Origin of the sequence: Streptomyces viridosporus T7A (assembly GCF_008704515.1) — a bacterium.
GTDB classification, from domain to species: domain Bacteria; phylum Actinomycetota; class Actinomycetes; order Streptomycetales; family Streptomycetaceae; genus Streptomyces; species Streptomyces viridosporus.
In genome coordinates this window covers 745,539-760,000 of record NZ_CP023700.1, presented here as the reverse complement: position 1 = coordinate 760,000, position 14,462 = coordinate 745,539, and the positions used below count along the sequence as shown (strand labels likewise).

Below are 14,462 nucleotides of genomic sequence, written 5' to 3'. Positions count from 1 at the left end.
TCACCGTTCAACTGTGCCCGTTCGCCAGTTGAACAGAGCTTCTCCTCGGGCATCCTGACGGCATGCCCGGCCAACCGGACCTGTGACGGTCTTCGGTCTTTCGTGGGAATTCCCAACGTCGGAAGGTGCGCAATGGGACGTTCGATTCGGCAGATCGACACTGATGGTCGCGGCGTTTCCCGGCGGCCCGCGGCCGACCGGCTGGCGGTCGACGGCGGCATTCCGGTGCGTCCGGCCGACCGCCGCTGGCCGACCTGGCCGATGCCGGCGCGGAATGCCGGGCCGCTCCTGGAATCGGTGCTGCGGGGCGAACGGTGGGCGATCACCAGTCCGGCGGGCCGCGAGCTGTTCGAGCGCCGGTTCGCCCGCAAGTTCGCCGACTACGTCGGGACGCGGCACTGCGTGCCGGTGGACCACGGATCGAGCGCCCTGGTGGTGGCCCTGGAGTCGCTGGGGCTCGACCACGGCGATCGGGTCCTGGTCCCCAGCCTCACCTGGGTGGCCACGGCGAGCGCGGTGCTGCGGGCCGGACTCGTGCCCGTGCTGGTGGACGTCGATCCGCTGACCGGGTGCATGGCGCCGGAGCACCTGGACTTCCGCGGGGAGCCGCGCGCGGTGCTCCCGGTCCACTGGTCCTGCGCCATGGCCGACATCCCCGCGATCTCCGCGATGGCGGCGGCTCACGGGGCGAGCGTCGTGGAGGACGCGGCGCAGGCGCACGGTGCCGAGTGGCTCGGGCGGCCCGCCGGATCACTGGCGCTGATCGGCTGCTTCAGCATGCAGCAGTCCAAGGTGCTCACCGCGGGTGAGGGCGGCGCGGTGGTCACCGACGACGACCGGCTCGCTTCGGTGATGCAGGAACTGCGCGCCGACTCCCGCCGGTACACCACCTCCGAGGACGCGCCCCAGGGACTGGAACTGGAGGAGAGCGCCACCATGATGGGCGCCAACCTCTGCCTCAGCGAGTTCGGTGCGGCACTGCTGTGCGCCCAGCTGGAGGTCCTGGACGAACAGCACGAGATCCGCAACCGCAACTACGCGGTCCTCAGTGGGCTGCTCGAGGCCGTCCCCGGCGTCCGGCTCCTGCGCCGGCGTGCCGAGCAGACCCGTATCTCCGTCTACGAACTGCCGATCGTGTTCGACCCACTGCCTTCGGGCATGACCAACGGCGACGTGGCCGAGGCGTTGACCGCCGAGCTGGGCGCCCGCTTCTACCCGCCGCGGGAACCGCTCAGCCGCAGCAGACTGCTCCGGCCGTGGACCAAGCCGACGCTGGGTCCGCTGGCCGAGCGCTTCGTCGCCGAGAACCGCGGACGCGAGTTCCCGAACGCCGAGTACCTGGTCCGCCACTCGGTTCTCACCCATCACTCCACCCTGCTCGGCGACGAGCAGGACATGGCCGACATCGCCGACGCGGTCGCCAAGGTGGTGCTCAGCCGCTCATGAGAGCCCCTGGGGGTGTCGAGGGAATCACGGTGATCACCGTGACCCGGGGTCGCCCGGATCTGCTGCGCCGCTGCCTGGACACCGTGCGCAGGCAGGACTTCCCGGGTCCGGTGACGCATCTCGTCGTCGTGGACGACGACGAGCCGCGTTACCGGCCGTTGGCCGAGCACACCGCGCGGAACGACACCGTCCGGGACAGGTCGACGGTGTGGCACTTCAGGCCCCGGTCGCCCGGAGACGTCTCCGGACCCCCGGTGCTGTCCCGACTCCGCAATGCCGCGGTCGAGCTGGCCGACACCGCACTGATCAGCTTCCTCGACGACGACAACCTGCTGGAACCGCACCACCTCTCCAGCCTGTTCAGGTCCATGCGGCGCAGCGGCAGCCCGGCCGTGCACTCCCAGTGCCGTCTGATCCACCAGGACGGCACACCGTATCTGGAAGCGCTGCATCCATGGGTCCGCGACGTCGAAGCCGCCCGGGCCCGGTACCTGGAGCTGCGCAGGCCCTGTGTGTACGTGCCCTGGTCCAACGTCCTGCGCGACCAGGTCGAGGCGAACGGTGTGGCCGGCCGGGTGCAGAACGCCGACACCAGTGAATGGCTGTTCGAGCGGGCGCTCCTGCGGGCCGTCCCCTTCCCGGAGACCTACGACGTCGACGACTGGCGCAATGTGGTCGGCGAGGACAACAAGCTCCTGCGCGCGCTCGTGGAGGCGGACGTCCCCATGGTGAGCACCCACATGCCGACCTTGCTGTACACGCTGGGCGGCTACTCCAACGCCTTTCGCGACGACGCGGTCGAGGGGGAATGGTGACCGATTCGCCGATACCGGGCTCGGTGTCCGACGCGGAGGCGTCCGACACGCTCGCGTGGCTGTCCTCGAAACTCACGCCGATCCGGGTGCTGGACGTGGGGGCGCGCGGGCTCCCCGCCTCGTGGGACCCGCTGAGCGGTCTCGTCCGGAACGTCGTCTGCGACCCGCTGGCCGACGCCACGACGGACTCCGGCGACCACGTGGTGAACGCCGTCGCGGTCTCCGTGCACGGGGGACCCGAGGAGCTCAACGTGACCAGGGACCCCGCTCGTTCCTCCTTGCTGGAACCCCACCGCGCTGTGGTGGCCCGGTACGGCAGCGCGGCCGACTTCGACGTGTGCGAACGACGCGCCGTCCCCTCCCTGACGCTGCGCCAACTGGCCAGGGAGTACGACTCGTTCGACGTCCTGAGGCTGACCACCCAGGGGCTCGAGTACTCCTTGCTCAGCTCCGACCTGGACGCGGTACGGGACGCGGTGTGCATCGACGTGGCAGGCGGCCTGGTCGACAACTACGTGGGGCAGTACCCGCTGGCGGTGGTCGCCCCCCTGCTGCGCGGGCTCGGCTACTCACTGATCGACCTGAGCACACAGTCACGACCGGCCGCGGCATGGGGAAGCACGGTACGGCACCAGCCCGTGGAGTACCGCGGGCTCTGGGTGAAGGACGACCTGGTGTGCGGCACCGAGACGACCCGGCTGGAACAGGCCGTCAAGCTCCTCGTGCTGAGCAAGTTCCTGGACCACCACGCCTTCGGCCACGAGCTGGCGAGTGCCCTGCGGCAGCGCGCCCTGCTGCCGCCCGGCCCGGCCCGGGCCCTGGCCAAGGCGGGCTTCTGGGCGCTGCCGTGGTCACTCTGAGAATGGATGGGATATGAAGCTGCGCAAGGCATCGGCAGGACAGGCCGTCTACCACGACTTCATCGTGGCTCCCCACACCTCCGTTCCGGCCAAGAGGCTGTTCAACTGCTTCGTCGTCGAAGGACCGGTCGACCCGGTGAGGCTGGAGCGGGCGATCCGGCACGCGATCGCCACGCACGAGGCGCTGCGCACGTCGCTGGAGGACGTCGACGGCGAACTGACCCAGGTGATCCGGGAGCCGTCCGAGATCACCGAGGCACCCATGACGACGGTCGACTGGGACGGCTCGCTCGACTCGGTCGCCGGCATCGTCCGCGGCCTGGACAACCGGTGGACCGTCCCCCGGGAACTGTCGATGCACGTGGTGCTGGGACGAGCACCCGGTCCGAGGACACTCGTCGCCTGCGTCCTGGACCACGCCTGCTGCGACGGGATGTCCGCGGAGATCGTCACCGACCTGATCAGGGCCGAGTACAACAGGCCCGGCGAAGAAGCCCGTCCCGACCGGGTGACGCAGTTCTCGGACTACTACGCGTCGATGCTCCAGGACGGACTGGAGACCTACGACGACTGGCTGCGGTCACTGGAGTCCTCCTCGCCCGCGCTGCCGCAGTGGATGCTCGACCGGAAGCGGCCCAGCGGCGAGGCCTGGACCCGGGAGCGGGAGCTGAGCTTCTCCGATGCCACCGACGAACGGCTGCGGTCCCTCTCCAAGGAGTACGTCTGCACTCCCTACGAGATCATCACGGCGGGTGTCGGCCTCTACTTCCGCCGTGCGGACGGCGCGCCGATCCGGCTGGCCGTCACCCACAGCGGCCGCCACCGCCGGCACGGCTTCGACGTGGTGGGACTGCTGCGGAGCCAAGTGGTGGACGTGGTCGACAGCAGCCGGTGTGAGGACGTCCGGTCCTTCCTCACCGCGCGGCGCGACGAACTGCGCCGGGGCATGACGCATTTCGGCAGACTGCCCGTCGAGGAGGTCTGCCTCCGGGCGGGGGTGAGCACGGGATGGCGGGCGGGCTCACCCGGGCCGTGGGAGGTCGAGCTGAACGGCATGTACGAGGCCCCCGCGCCGGAGGCCATGGACGGTCACGAGGTGGTTCCGGCGCCCGACTTCCTGGAAGACGCCTACTGCGAGAACGGGGGCACCACGTTCTTGCTGAACCTCTTCCTGCGCCCGGAGCGGGTGGACGCGACACTGCGTTACGTCGACCCGCCGGTGTCCGAGGAGATGGCGAAGCGGGTCGGGGCCGACCTGGAGGCGATCGTGGAGTTCCTGGCTGGCGATCCCACCCGGTCACTCGCCGAGGCGCCCGCGTTCTTCACCGTGGCGGAGGACTTCCGGCCGCTCGCGCCCTGACCGGGCGGATCGCCGGACCTTCGGCGCCGAGGAGCCGTCGCGCCGGCGCCGACCAGCTGCCGGATCACCGAACACGGTTCGACCGCGGATGCGGACGCGGTGGCGCGAACAGCCCCCGGGCCCGTCACGGCACGTCGCGTGGTCGTGCGCGCCCCTCCCCGGACCGGGGCCGGCGAGGGCTCCTCGACGTCCTCGCCGGCACGGTCCCGGCCGCCGAGCGGATCACGCCGGGTTCGGCCGCGTTCGACCGTCCGCGGCGGGAGTCGAACGCCGTCGCGGTACGCGCACCCGGGGTTCGGCAGCGAGCAGGGAAGTGAGAAGTGCGACTGGGACAGGAGAGCGTCATGCCCACAGGGCCAGAACGTCGGTCCTTCGCGGACATCGCCGAACGGTCGGAGGCGGCCGCGCGCGCCGTGCCGGGGGTCACCGCCCTGACGGTCACCGTCGGCCGACGCCCCGGCCCACGCCCGAGGCCGGTCCCCACCCGTACGAGCGCGCCGGACCCGGTCGCACACGACGGGGCCGCCGGACTCCCGCCGGCGCAACTGGACGGCGGTCCCTGGGAGCCGCCGTCGACCGCGCCCGCCACCCTCGTCGACGCGCTGACGCGGGCGGCCCGCGGCGACCGCGGCACCACGTACGTGCTCGGCGACGGCAGCGAGGACCGGCAGACCTACCGGCAGCTGCTGGCCGACGCCACCCGGGTCCTGTCCGGGCTGCGGGCGAACGGGCTGGCCGTGGGCGATTCGGTGCTGCTGCACTGCGATGACAACCGCAACTTCGTCACCGGGTTCTGGGCCTGCGTGCTGGGCGGTTTCGTGCCCACCCCGATCGGGGTGGCGCCGACCTACCGCTGGGACACCGCCGTGACACGCAGGCTGCGCGGCGCCTGGGAACTGCTCGACCGGGCACCCGTGCTCACCGACGCCGCCCTGGCCGATCAGGTGGCCGGGCTGCGCACCTTGTGGGACACGACCGGTTTCGACGTCCTCGCGGTGGAGGACCTGCGTGCCGCGGAACCGGGTGAGCCGCACCGCGCACTGCCCGATGATCCCGCCGTTCACCTGCTCACCTCGGGCAGCACCGGGGTACCCAAGTGCGTCCGGCACACGCACCGCACCGTCGTCACCCGCGCGTACGTCAACGTCGCCGCCAACGGCTTCGGCCCGGAGGAGGTGACCCTCAACTTCATGCCCCTGGACCATGTCGCCGGCATGGTGATGCACAACGTGCGTGACGTGATCATGGAGTGGGAGCACGTCAACGCGCGCACCGACAGCTTCGTCGCCGATCCGCTGCGCTGGCTGGACTGGATCGAACGGTACCGGGTCACCAACAGTTCGGCCCCCAACTTCGTCATCACGCTGATGACGAACCTGGCGGCCGAGATCTCGCAGCGGACCTGGGACCTGTCCAGTCTGCGCGACATCACCAACGGTGGGGAGGCCATCGTCGGCCACACCACACAGGAGTTCCTGCGGATGCTCGCGCCGCACGGCCTCGCCCCCGATGTGATGCGGCCCGCGTGGGGGATGTCGGAGGTGTGCGGTGGCATGGTGCACTCGACACTGCGGGCCGACCGTGAGCCGACCGGCGTCCTGACCATCGACGCCAGGACGCTGGGCGGGACCCTCGCGCCACTCGCCGGGCCCGCGCCCGGCCACCCCACTTTCGCCGAAGTGGGTGTTCCCGCCCCGGGCACGTCGATACGGGTCGTCGACGACTCCGGCCGGGTCGTGCCCGAGGACCGGATCGGCCACCTGCAGGTGCGGGGCGTCACCCGGATGACCGGATACCACAACAACCCCGCGGCCAACGAGGAGTCGTTCACCGCCGACGGCTGGTTCATCACCGGCGATCTCGCCTTCGTCCACCGGGGCAGGCTGGTCATCACAGGGCGGGAGAAGGAACTGGTCGTCGTACGGAGCGCCAACTACTCCTGCCACGAGATCGAGTCCGTCGTCGAACAGGTCGACGGTGTGCTGCCGACGTTCGTGGCCGCCTGCAGCGAGTACGACCCGGACACCGGAACGGACGAGCTGGTCGTGCTCTGCGTGCTGACGGCGAAGACCCCGCGGGAGCGCGGCGAAGTCGTCTCCGAGATCCGTGCCCGGCTGTCGAAAGAGGTCGGTCTGCTGCCCCGTACGGTGGTCCCGGTCCCGCGGGCGGCGTTCCCCAAGTCGTCGGCGGGGAAGATCGAGCGCAAGCGGCTGCTCGCCGACCACCAGGCCGGCGCCTTCGACCACGAGCTGGCCGAGTTGTCCGCCGCCGGCCACGACCACGGCGACGACGACGAACCGGCGTCGTGGCTCTTCACGACCAAGTGGGTACGGGCAACCGCCGACCCGGGACCGGCGGGCTCCGGTGTCTGGCTGGTGTTCGGCGAAGGCGATCTCGCCGCGCGCCTGCGCGCGGCTCGCCCGGACGGCGGCCCGGTCGTCCCGGTCACGACCGGTACCACCTTTCTGCGGGACGCGGGGAGCTACCGGGTCGACCCCCTCGACCCGGCACACCACGCCGAGCTGCTGGCCGCGGTCCGGCGCGAGCACGGAACACCCGGCGCCCTCGTGCACGCCTGGGCGACCGGTGCCGGGTCCGCCGCCTGCGCGGGCACCCGCGGCCCCGACCTGCCCGCGGGGTCCCTGCACAGTCTGATCAAGGCGCTCGGTGACGAGCGGCTCCCGCTGTACGTGGTGACCAACGGCGCCCTCGCCACACCGGACGACCCGGTGGAACCGGTGCACGCGACCGTCAACGGCCTGGTGCGCACGGCCAACGCCGAAGGCGGCGCGCCGTGGGTCCGCCAGCTCGATCTGCGCCCGGACGACCCCGACCCGGCAGCCTCCGTTCTGGCCGAACTCGGTGATCGGGGCGCGGACGAAGTGGTGGCCCGTCGCGACGGGCGGCGGCTGGTGCCCCGGCTCACACCGCTGCACGAGGCCGCACCGGACGCGACGCACCGCATCCGCCCGGGCGGCCTCTACCTGCTGACCGGAGGTCTCGGCGAGATCGGCGTACGGCTGGCGCGGTTCCTGCTCACCGAACACGGCGTACGGCTGGTCCTGACCGGCCGTTCCGCTCCGACGGGTGACCGGGCCGGACGTCTCGCCGAGCTCGCCGGGCTCGGCGACGTCGTCCACCACCAGGCGGACGTGACCGACCTGGACGCGATGCGAGCCGCGGTGGCCGGGGCCGAGCAGCGGTTCGGGCAGGAGCTGGACGGCCTGGTGCACCTGGCGGGCGCCGGCTTCGATCACTACTGGCAGGACCTGGGGGCGCACCTGCTCACCGCGGAGGACGCGGCGGAGTTCCGGCGGATGTTCCAGGCCAAGGTCACGGGTACCGAGGTCGTCGCCGAGGTGCTGCGGGACCGGCCGGACGCGCTCCTGGTCCTGTTCTCCTCCGTCAACGGTCACTTCGGCGGCACGGCCTTCGGCGCGTACTCCTCGGCGAGCGGGTTCCTGCCCGCGTTCGCCGCGCACTGGCGCCGCCTGGGCCGGCCCGTCCAGTGCCAGTCCTGGAGCAGGTGGACGACGGACCAGGACGGGGGCGTCGGTCTGGAGGCCCTGCGGCGGCACGGCTACCGGGAGATCGACCCGGAGCACGGTGTACGGCTGTTCCGTACCGCGCTGGCCGATCCCGCCGAGCACGTCCTCATCGGGCTCGACGACCGCAACGAGCACATCGCGCGTGAGCTCGATCCGGCCTTCCTGGGACCGTTGCAGGTGACCGTGTCCTACCACGGCCAGGCGCCGGGCGACCGGGTCCGCCAGGCGGTCGTCTCCGCCGTGGGTTCCGGCGTGGCCGTACGAGTGGAGCCGGCCCAGGCCGCCCAGGCCGCCCAGGGGGGCGATGGTCCGGAACCGGTCGGTGAACTCGAGCACGCGGTCGCCGAGATCTGGCGGGCGGCCCTGCGGTCGACCTCGCTGAACAGCACCGATCACTTCTTCGAGCAAGGCGGGAACTCGTTGACCGCGATGCGCCTGGTGGACCGGTTGAACGTCGCCTTCGACGTCCAGTTGACGGTGCAGCACCTCTACGACCACCCGACGGTCGAGAAGCTGGCCCGGGAGATCGAACGGCTCCGTGTGTCGCCGCGGAGCCGGCCGTGAGCCGACCGCGGACGTGACACCGCGAAGGACAAAACGGCCACTTGTTAGTAAGCGTTTTCATACCCACCGCCTTCGTTGAGCATGAATAGGCCAACTTGGCGCGGAGGGATGTTCTCGGCCGCCTGAATCTTGCTGACACGTGATTGAGTGCGGAGACTGGTGGGGCAGGTGATCGAGGAATTGTGTCGGGTGACAGATGTCCATAAGTGGGCGGCAGGGAGTCTACGTGGCAGAGATGCACTATCGGGGTTTGGGTTCCGACAGTGGTCCGGTGAGTTCTCTCACGCGTCAACAAGAACTTCTCAGAAAGTCCACAGTGCGCTCGGTGTCCATTGACTCCCTGGTCATCACGGACTCGCCGCGGCTGCAGGGTGAGGACTCCGAGCATATTCAAATGATCGCCGAAACGGGCGAAGACCTCCCTCCGATCTGGGTCCACCAGCCTTCCCGCAAGGTGATCGACGGCGTGCACCGGGTGCGCGCGGCGGTTATCCGCGGCATGACGGAAATCGATGCCCGCTTCTTCCACGGGAGCGAGGCGGACGTATTCCTGCTCTCGGTGTCCGCGAACATCAAACACGGTCTGCCGCTGTCACAGGACGACCGCGTGGCAGCCGCCCGGCGGGTCTTCACCACGCACCCGGAGTGGAGCGACCGCATGGTCGCCTCGTTGACAGGGCTCTCGCCCCGGAGAGTGGCCGCGATGCGAAGCCAGATCGCGCAAGGAGCCCCCCAGCCCTCGCGCAGGATCGGCAGGGACGGACGATCGCGGCCGGTGGACAGCGCGCAAGGACGGCAACGCGCCGCGGAGATCATCAGCCAGAACCCCACGGCCTCGCTCCGGCAGATCGCGAGGGCCGCCGGCATTTCCCCCGCGACCGCCGCCGACGTGCGCAACCGCTTGGACCGCGGTGACCTTCCCGTGCCCCAGGGCGCCCTGCCCGAAGAAGCACGCGAGAAGATCCTCACCGCGGCTTCGTCCGCGGGCCGCCGCAACGGCAAGGACCGCGCGGCGGAGCCCGATCTCACTTCGATCTTCGACCGGCTCAGGAGGGACCCCTCTCTCCGGTTCAGTGAGACGGGCCGCTCGCTGCTGCGCATGTTCGATGCCGTGCGCGTCGCATTACGCGAGCAGGAAGAGGTGCTGCAGAGCCTTCCCCCGCACTGCCGGACGACCATGGCCGAACTCAGTTGCGGCTATGCGCAGGTACTGCAGACGTTCGGCGAGGAGCTGAAAGTCGCCCAGCAGGCCAAGGCGGAGTTGTCGCGCGCGAGCGCCGGCTGACGGCCGCCCCTCGAACGGAAGTGGCACAGGTCCGCCCGGCGCGCTGCCGTCGCCTCGCCGGCGGACTTTCCCCCTGAGGGGGTCTTTCGCGACGCGGACCGTCCCCGGGGACGAGGCGTTGCCGGCGCTGTCACGCACGGCGCCCCTCCCGGCCCTGTGTTTCCGATGCCTCGGGAAATTCCCTCTCCTCCCGATCACTCTCTGTGAAATGGAAAAGACATGTGCGGGATTGCCGGATGGGTTGACTGGAACCAGATACTGAAGCACCGCGAGGACGTCATCGCGGCCATGACGGAAACCATGGCCCCGCGCGGCCCGGACGCCCAGGGAACATGGCTGTCGGACCACGCCGCTCTGGGACATCGACGGCTCGCCGTGATCGACATCGAAGGCGGACGGCAGCCGATGGTGCGCACGGGACGTGGCGGCGGGCAGGTCGTGGTCACCTTCAGCGGGGAGATCTACAACTTCCGGGAACTCAGGGCGGAGTTGCGTTCGCACGGAGCGCACTTCTCGACGCGCTCGGACACCGAAGTGCTCCTCGCGGCCTATCTGCACTGGGGAGCGGATTTCGTCCACCGGCTGAACGGCATGTACGCGTTCGCCCTCTGGGACGAACGCACCAGGGAACTCCTCCTCGTCAGGGACCGGCTCGGGATCAAGCCGCTCTACTACGCACCCGTGGGGGACGGGATCGTCTTCGGTTCCGAGCCGAAGGCGCTGCTCGCCCACCCCGGCATGGTGGCCGAGGTGGACCGCGAGGGCATCGCCGAACTCTTCGTCCTGCCCCGGGCGAAGACGCCGGGGCACGGCGTCTACCGCACGATGCGCGAGGTGAAGCCGGGGTGCGTCGTCATCGCCGGACCGTCCGGTCGTCGGGAGCGCCGGTACTGGCAACTGGAGGCGCGGCCGCACACCGACGACTTCGCCACCACCGCGGCCGAGGTGCGCTCGTTGCTGCGCGACACGGTCCAGCGGCAGGTCGTCGCCGACGTCCCCGTGGGAACACTGCTCTCCGGCGGCATCGACTCGAGCGCCATCACCGCCCTGGCGGTCCAGGAACTCGACGCCGAACTGGCGAGCTATTCGGTGAACGTCGGGACGTCGGAGCGTCCGGGAAGCGACACCTGGCGGCCCAGCGCCGACGAGCCCTTCGCCAGACTGGTCGCCGAACGCCTCGGGATCAAGCGCTTCGTGGCCGACGTCGGTGCGGACGACCTCGTCGAAGGCATCGACAGCGGACTGCGCGCACGGGACCTGCCGGGCTGGGGGGACCTGGACACCTCCATGTACCACCTGTTCCGCCGGGTCCAGGAACAGTGCACCGTGGCGCTGTCCGGCGAGGCCGCCGACGAGATGTTCGGCGGGTACGCCTGGCAGCTCGACAGCGGCTACGTCGGACATGCGTCCTTCCCGTGGATGTACGCCAAGCGCCAGCCGGCGCTGCTGCTCCGCGACGACGTGCGCGCCGAGATCGAGCCCGCCCGCTACGAGGCGGAACGCTACCGCCAGGCGCTGGCCGAGGTCCCACGGCTGCCGGGGGAGGACGGCGCCCGCCGTCGTGAGCGGGAGGTCTTCCACCTCGGACTGAGCTGCTGGCTGGGCGCCCTGCTCGACCGCAAGGACCGGATGAGCATGGCGGTCGGCCTGGAGGTGAGGGTGCCCTTCGCCGATCACAGACTGGCGGAGTACCTCTTCAACGTTCCGCTGGAACTGAAGGCTTACGGCGGCACCGAGAAGGCACTGCTCCGCCGGGCCTGCGCGGACCTGCTGCCCCGCGAGGTCGTCGAGCGGCCGAAGAGCGCGTACCCGGCCAGCCGTGACACCGGCTACGTGGAGCGGCTGCGGGGTCTGGTCCTCGACATGGTGGGAGAGCCGAACGCGCCGGTGTTCGACCTCATGGACCGGGCGAAGGTCCGTGCGGCGGTCACCTCGGGACTGGACAGCCTGCCGGGCCCGATCACCGCGGTGACACCGGCCATCGGCCTGTCCTACCTGCTGCAGTTGAACCGCTGGCTGGAGCTCTACGGCGTGCGCATCGCCGCCTGAGCGCAAGATCGGCCCCGGACCGGAGCAGGGGGGCGCCCGGTGCGCGACGCCGGCCGCGCGTCGCGGCCGTGGCCCGTCGCGCGGGGCCGCCCGCCGCACCTCCGAGTCCGGGGCCGCCTTCTCAGCGCCGGTGTCACGCGGCGTGGACGTTCTCCCGCACGAAGCCGAAGAGCCGGGGCAGGCCCGCGTCGACGAAGCTCCAGTCATGACCGCCGGGGCGTTCGTGGTACTCGTGGGAGACGCCGTGGGCGGTCAGGGCGTCGCGCATGTTCCGGTTCATCGCGATCATGCGCTCGTAGTCGCCCTCGCCGACATCGAGGTAGAGACGCAGCGGCGCCTCAGGATCCTTGTCGGCGAGGAGCCGGTACGGGTCGTAGACCTGCCGGACCGCGCTGCCCACCGGACCCCACACGCGTTCGTGGTCCTTGACCGTCGGCATCATCAGCCGCCGGTCCGAACGGTACGGGGTGTAGGGGTCGCCCTCGCGCAGGGGCGCCTCGAAGGCGCCGCTGTGACTGCCCGCCACCGAGAACAGGTCGGTGTGGCGCAGCGTCTGGAACAGGGCCGTGGCTCCGCCCATCGAGAAGCCGGCCACGGCGCGCCCCGAACGGGACGCCACGGTGTTGTACCGCTTCTCGACCTGGCCGACGACGTCATGGACGAAGTAGTCCTCGTACCGCCGCCCGCCCGCGTCGTTGATGAGCCAGTAGCGCCCCGATTCGGGCAGGACCAGGATCAGCCGGTGGGCCGCGACGCAGTCGGCCAGGCTCGGGCACGTGAGCCAGGTGCGCCGGTTGCCGCCGTAACTGTGCAGCAGGTAGAGAACCGGAAAGGGTCTGCCGGTCGGTGCGTAGCCCGGCGGCAGGACGACGTTGACGGACTTCTGCCTCCCCAGGGCCTCGCTCCACCACGTCTCGGTCACCACTCGCATCGCGCGTGTCCCGCTTTCGTTGTCAGAGGCCGAGCACGCCGCGCTTGTCGAGCTTTCCGGACTGCGTCCGGGGCAGCGCGGCCACGACGTGGAAGTGTTCCGGAACCATGTAGCGCGGAAGGACGTCCCGGCAGTGCCGGCGCAGCTCCGACACCTCGCACGCCGGCGAGAACGGCACCACGTACGCCTCGATGTGTTTCTCCCCGGAGGCGTCGCCCACCGCGACGCACACGACCTCGCGCACCTTCTCGGAGAGGGCCGACTCGACCTCGCCCAGCTCCACGCGGTGTCCGCGTATCTTGACCATGTCGTCGTTCCTGCCGAGGAAGGCGTAGCCGCCCCCGGCCCCGACCCGGACCGTGTCTCCGGTCCGGTACGCCTCCACGGACGTGCCGTCGGCCTGCGCGACACGCAGTCGCTTCCCGGCCGTGAGGGAGGCGTCCCGCCAGTAGCCGAGCATGACGGAGGGGCCGGCGACGCAGAGTTCCCCCGTGACACCCGGCTCCTGGCCGAGCGGCTCACCGGACTCGTCGACGACGAACGTCGTCGCGTACGGGCAGGGGTGGCCGATGGGGACGGGTTCCGTCCGTCCCGGCTCCACATCGCTTCCCCGCACACGGTGGAAGGTGCAGACGTTCGTCTCCGTGGGGCCGTAGAGGTTGTAGAGGGCGGCCCGGGGGACGAGTTCGCGCAGCCGTCGCAGCGGACCCAGGGGGAAGACCTCCCCGGCGAACAGGACGACGCGCAGTGAGGACGTGCCGAGCAGCGCGCTGTTCCGGGCCGTCAGCATGCGGTTCAGCGCGTTGGGCACCGAGTACCAGACCGTCACCTTCCGCTCGACGACGACGCGGTTGAGCACACCGCCCAGCCCGACCTGGCTCTCGGGGAGCAGCACGACGCACGCTCCGGCCAGACAGGTCGCGAACACGTCCAGTACGGACAGGTCGAAGTGCAGCGGCGCATGACTGGAGACGCGGTCGTGCGCGGTGATGGCGAACTCGTCCACCGCCCACTCGACGAACGCCGTGGCGTTCGCGTGGGACAGCACCACGCCCTTCGGGGCGCCCTTGGAGCCCGAGGTGTAGAGGACGTACGCGGGGGCCTGCGCGTCGGGACGGGGTTCGGCGAGCCCTGCCCGCGACACCGCCGACGCCCCGTCGACGGCGTCGGACCAGTGGATGACCCGGGGGTCGGCCGGGGCGCCCCGTGCGGCGCCGACGGCGACGACCGGACGGTCCGGCACGTCGGCGGACGCTTCGTCCAGCAGCCAGGAGACGTGCTCGTCCTGGGTGATGACACAGGCCAGACGGCAGTCGGCGATGATCTTCGCGGCCCGGTCCAGCGGCGCGCCGGGATCGATCGGCACGTAGGCCGCCCCCGTCTTGAGGATGCCGTAGACACTCACGATCGACTCGGGTGACTTGCGCAGCCAGAGACCGACGCGGTCACCGGCGCCGATGCCCTGTCCGAGCAGCGTTCCGGCCAGCGCGGTGCTGCGCGCGTGAAGGTCGGCATAGGTCAGGGTCTCGCCCTGGAACTCGACTGCCGGAGCGTCCGGTTGCTTGGCCGCGGCATCGTCCAGGTAGTCGGTGAGAGTGCGCATG

The 14,462-nt window shown here is 70.7% G+C and carries 9 protein-coding genes; 7 read left to right on the top strand and 2 right to left on the bottom strand.

The window, feature by feature from the left end:
• Nucleotides 1-132: 132 nt before the first annotated feature.
• The 7 genes from CP969_RS03710 to asnB all read left to right on the top strand — a co-directional run bounded on the left by CP969_RS03710 (nucleotide 133) and on the right by asnB (nucleotide 11,927).
• Nucleotides 133-1,446 carry a DegT/DnrJ/EryC1/StrS family aminotransferase gene (locus CP969_RS03710; protein ID WP_004992667.1) on the top strand — a complete coding sequence of 438 codons (1,314 nt, stop codon included), beginning with the start codon at nucleotides 133-135 and terminating at the stop codon, nucleotides 1,444-1,446.
• Entirely contained in the window at nucleotides 1,443-2,261 is an 819-nt protein-coding gene (locus tag CP969_RS03705; protein ID WP_026085458.1) for a glycosyltransferase family 2 protein, read from the top strand. Before CP969_RS03710 ends, CP969_RS03705 begins: the two co-directional genes overlap by 4 nt.
• Nucleotides 2,255-3,121 carry a hypothetical protein gene (locus CP969_RS03700; RefSeq protein ID WP_004992671.1) on the top strand — a complete coding sequence of 289 codons (867 nt, stop codon included), beginning with the start codon at nucleotides 2,255-2,257 and terminating at the stop codon, nucleotides 3,119-3,121. Before CP969_RS03705 ends, CP969_RS03700 begins: the two co-directional genes overlap by 7 nt.
• 13 nt (nucleotides 3,122-3,134) lie before the next feature.
• Nucleotides 3,135-4,481 (top strand): condensation domain-containing protein, encoded by a 1,347-nt coding sequence (locus CP969_RS03695; protein WP_016827847.1) that lies wholly within the window; start codon nucleotides 3,135-3,137, stop codon nucleotides 4,479-4,481.
• A gap of 344 nt (nucleotides 4,482-4,825) precedes the next feature.
• Complete coding sequence (locus tag CP969_RS03690) at nucleotides 4,826-8,593, top strand: SDR family NAD(P)-dependent oxidoreductase (protein ID WP_016827848.1); 3,768 nt, start codon at nucleotides 4,826-4,828, stop codon at nucleotides 8,591-8,593.
• Nucleotides 8,594-8,918: 325 nt separating this feature from the next.
• On the top strand, nucleotides 8,919-9,878 hold the full coding sequence (locus tag CP969_RS03685; protein WP_158689421.1) for a ParB/RepB/Spo0J family partition protein: 960 nt from the start codon (nucleotides 8,919-8,921) through the stop codon (nucleotides 9,876-9,878).
• 219 nt (nucleotides 9,879-10,097) lie between these two features.
• Nucleotides 10,098-11,927 carry an asparagine synthase (glutamine-hydrolyzing) gene (gene asnB / locus CP969_RS03680; protein ID WP_016827850.1) on the top strand — a complete coding sequence of 610 codons (1,830 nt, stop codon included), beginning with the start codon at nucleotides 10,098-10,100 and terminating at the stop codon, nucleotides 11,925-11,927.
• A 133-nt stretch (nucleotides 11,928-12,060) separates the two neighbouring features.
• Here the strand turns inward: asnB and CP969_RS03675 are convergent, their stop codons facing one another.
• Complete coding sequence (locus CP969_RS03675; RefSeq protein ID WP_004992683.1) at nucleotides 12,061-12,858, bottom strand: alpha/beta hydrolase; 798 nt, start codon at nucleotides 12,856-12,858, stop codon at nucleotides 12,061-12,063.
• A 22-nt stretch (nucleotides 12,859-12,880) separates the two neighbouring features.
• Nucleotides 12,881-14,461, bottom strand: coding sequence for an amino acid adenylation domain-containing protein (locus CP969_RS03670; RefSeq protein ID WP_016827852.1), 1,581 nt, complete (start codon nucleotides 14,459-14,461; stop codon nucleotides 12,881-12,883).
• Nucleotide 14,462 lies beyond the last annotated feature (1 nt).

Bases quoted from the DNA above. Each gene is read 5' to 3' on its own strand.
- CP969_RS03710 (WP_004992667.1), top strand. From the start codon at position 133: ATGGGACGTTCGATTCGGCAGATCGACACTGATGGTCGCGGCGTTTCC.
- CP969_RS03705 (WP_026085458.1), top strand. From the start codon at position 1,443: ATGAGAGCCCCTGGGGGTGTCGAGGGAATCACGGTGATCACCGTGACC.
- CP969_RS03700 (WP_004992671.1), top strand. From the start codon at position 2,255: ATGGTGACCGATTCGCCGATACCGGGCTCGGTGTCCGACGCGGAGGCG.
- CP969_RS03695 (WP_016827847.1), top strand. From the start codon at position 3,135: ATGAAGCTGCGCAAGGCATCGGCAGGACAGGCCGTCTACCACGACTTC.
- CP969_RS03690 (WP_016827848.1), top strand. From the start codon at position 4,826: ATGCCCACAGGGCCAGAACGTCGGTCCTTCGCGGACATCGCCGAACGG.
- asnB (WP_016827850.1), top strand. From the start codon at position 10,098: ATGTGCGGGATTGCCGGATGGGTTGACTGGAACCAGATACTGAAGCAC.
- CP969_RS03675 (WP_004992683.1), bottom strand. From the start codon at position 12,858: ATGCGAGTGGTGACCGAGACGTGGTGGAGCGAGGCCCTGGGGAGGCAG.
- CP969_RS03670 (WP_016827852.1), bottom strand. From the start codon at position 14,461: ATGCGCACTCTCACCGACTACCTGGACGATGCCGCGGCCAAGCAACCG.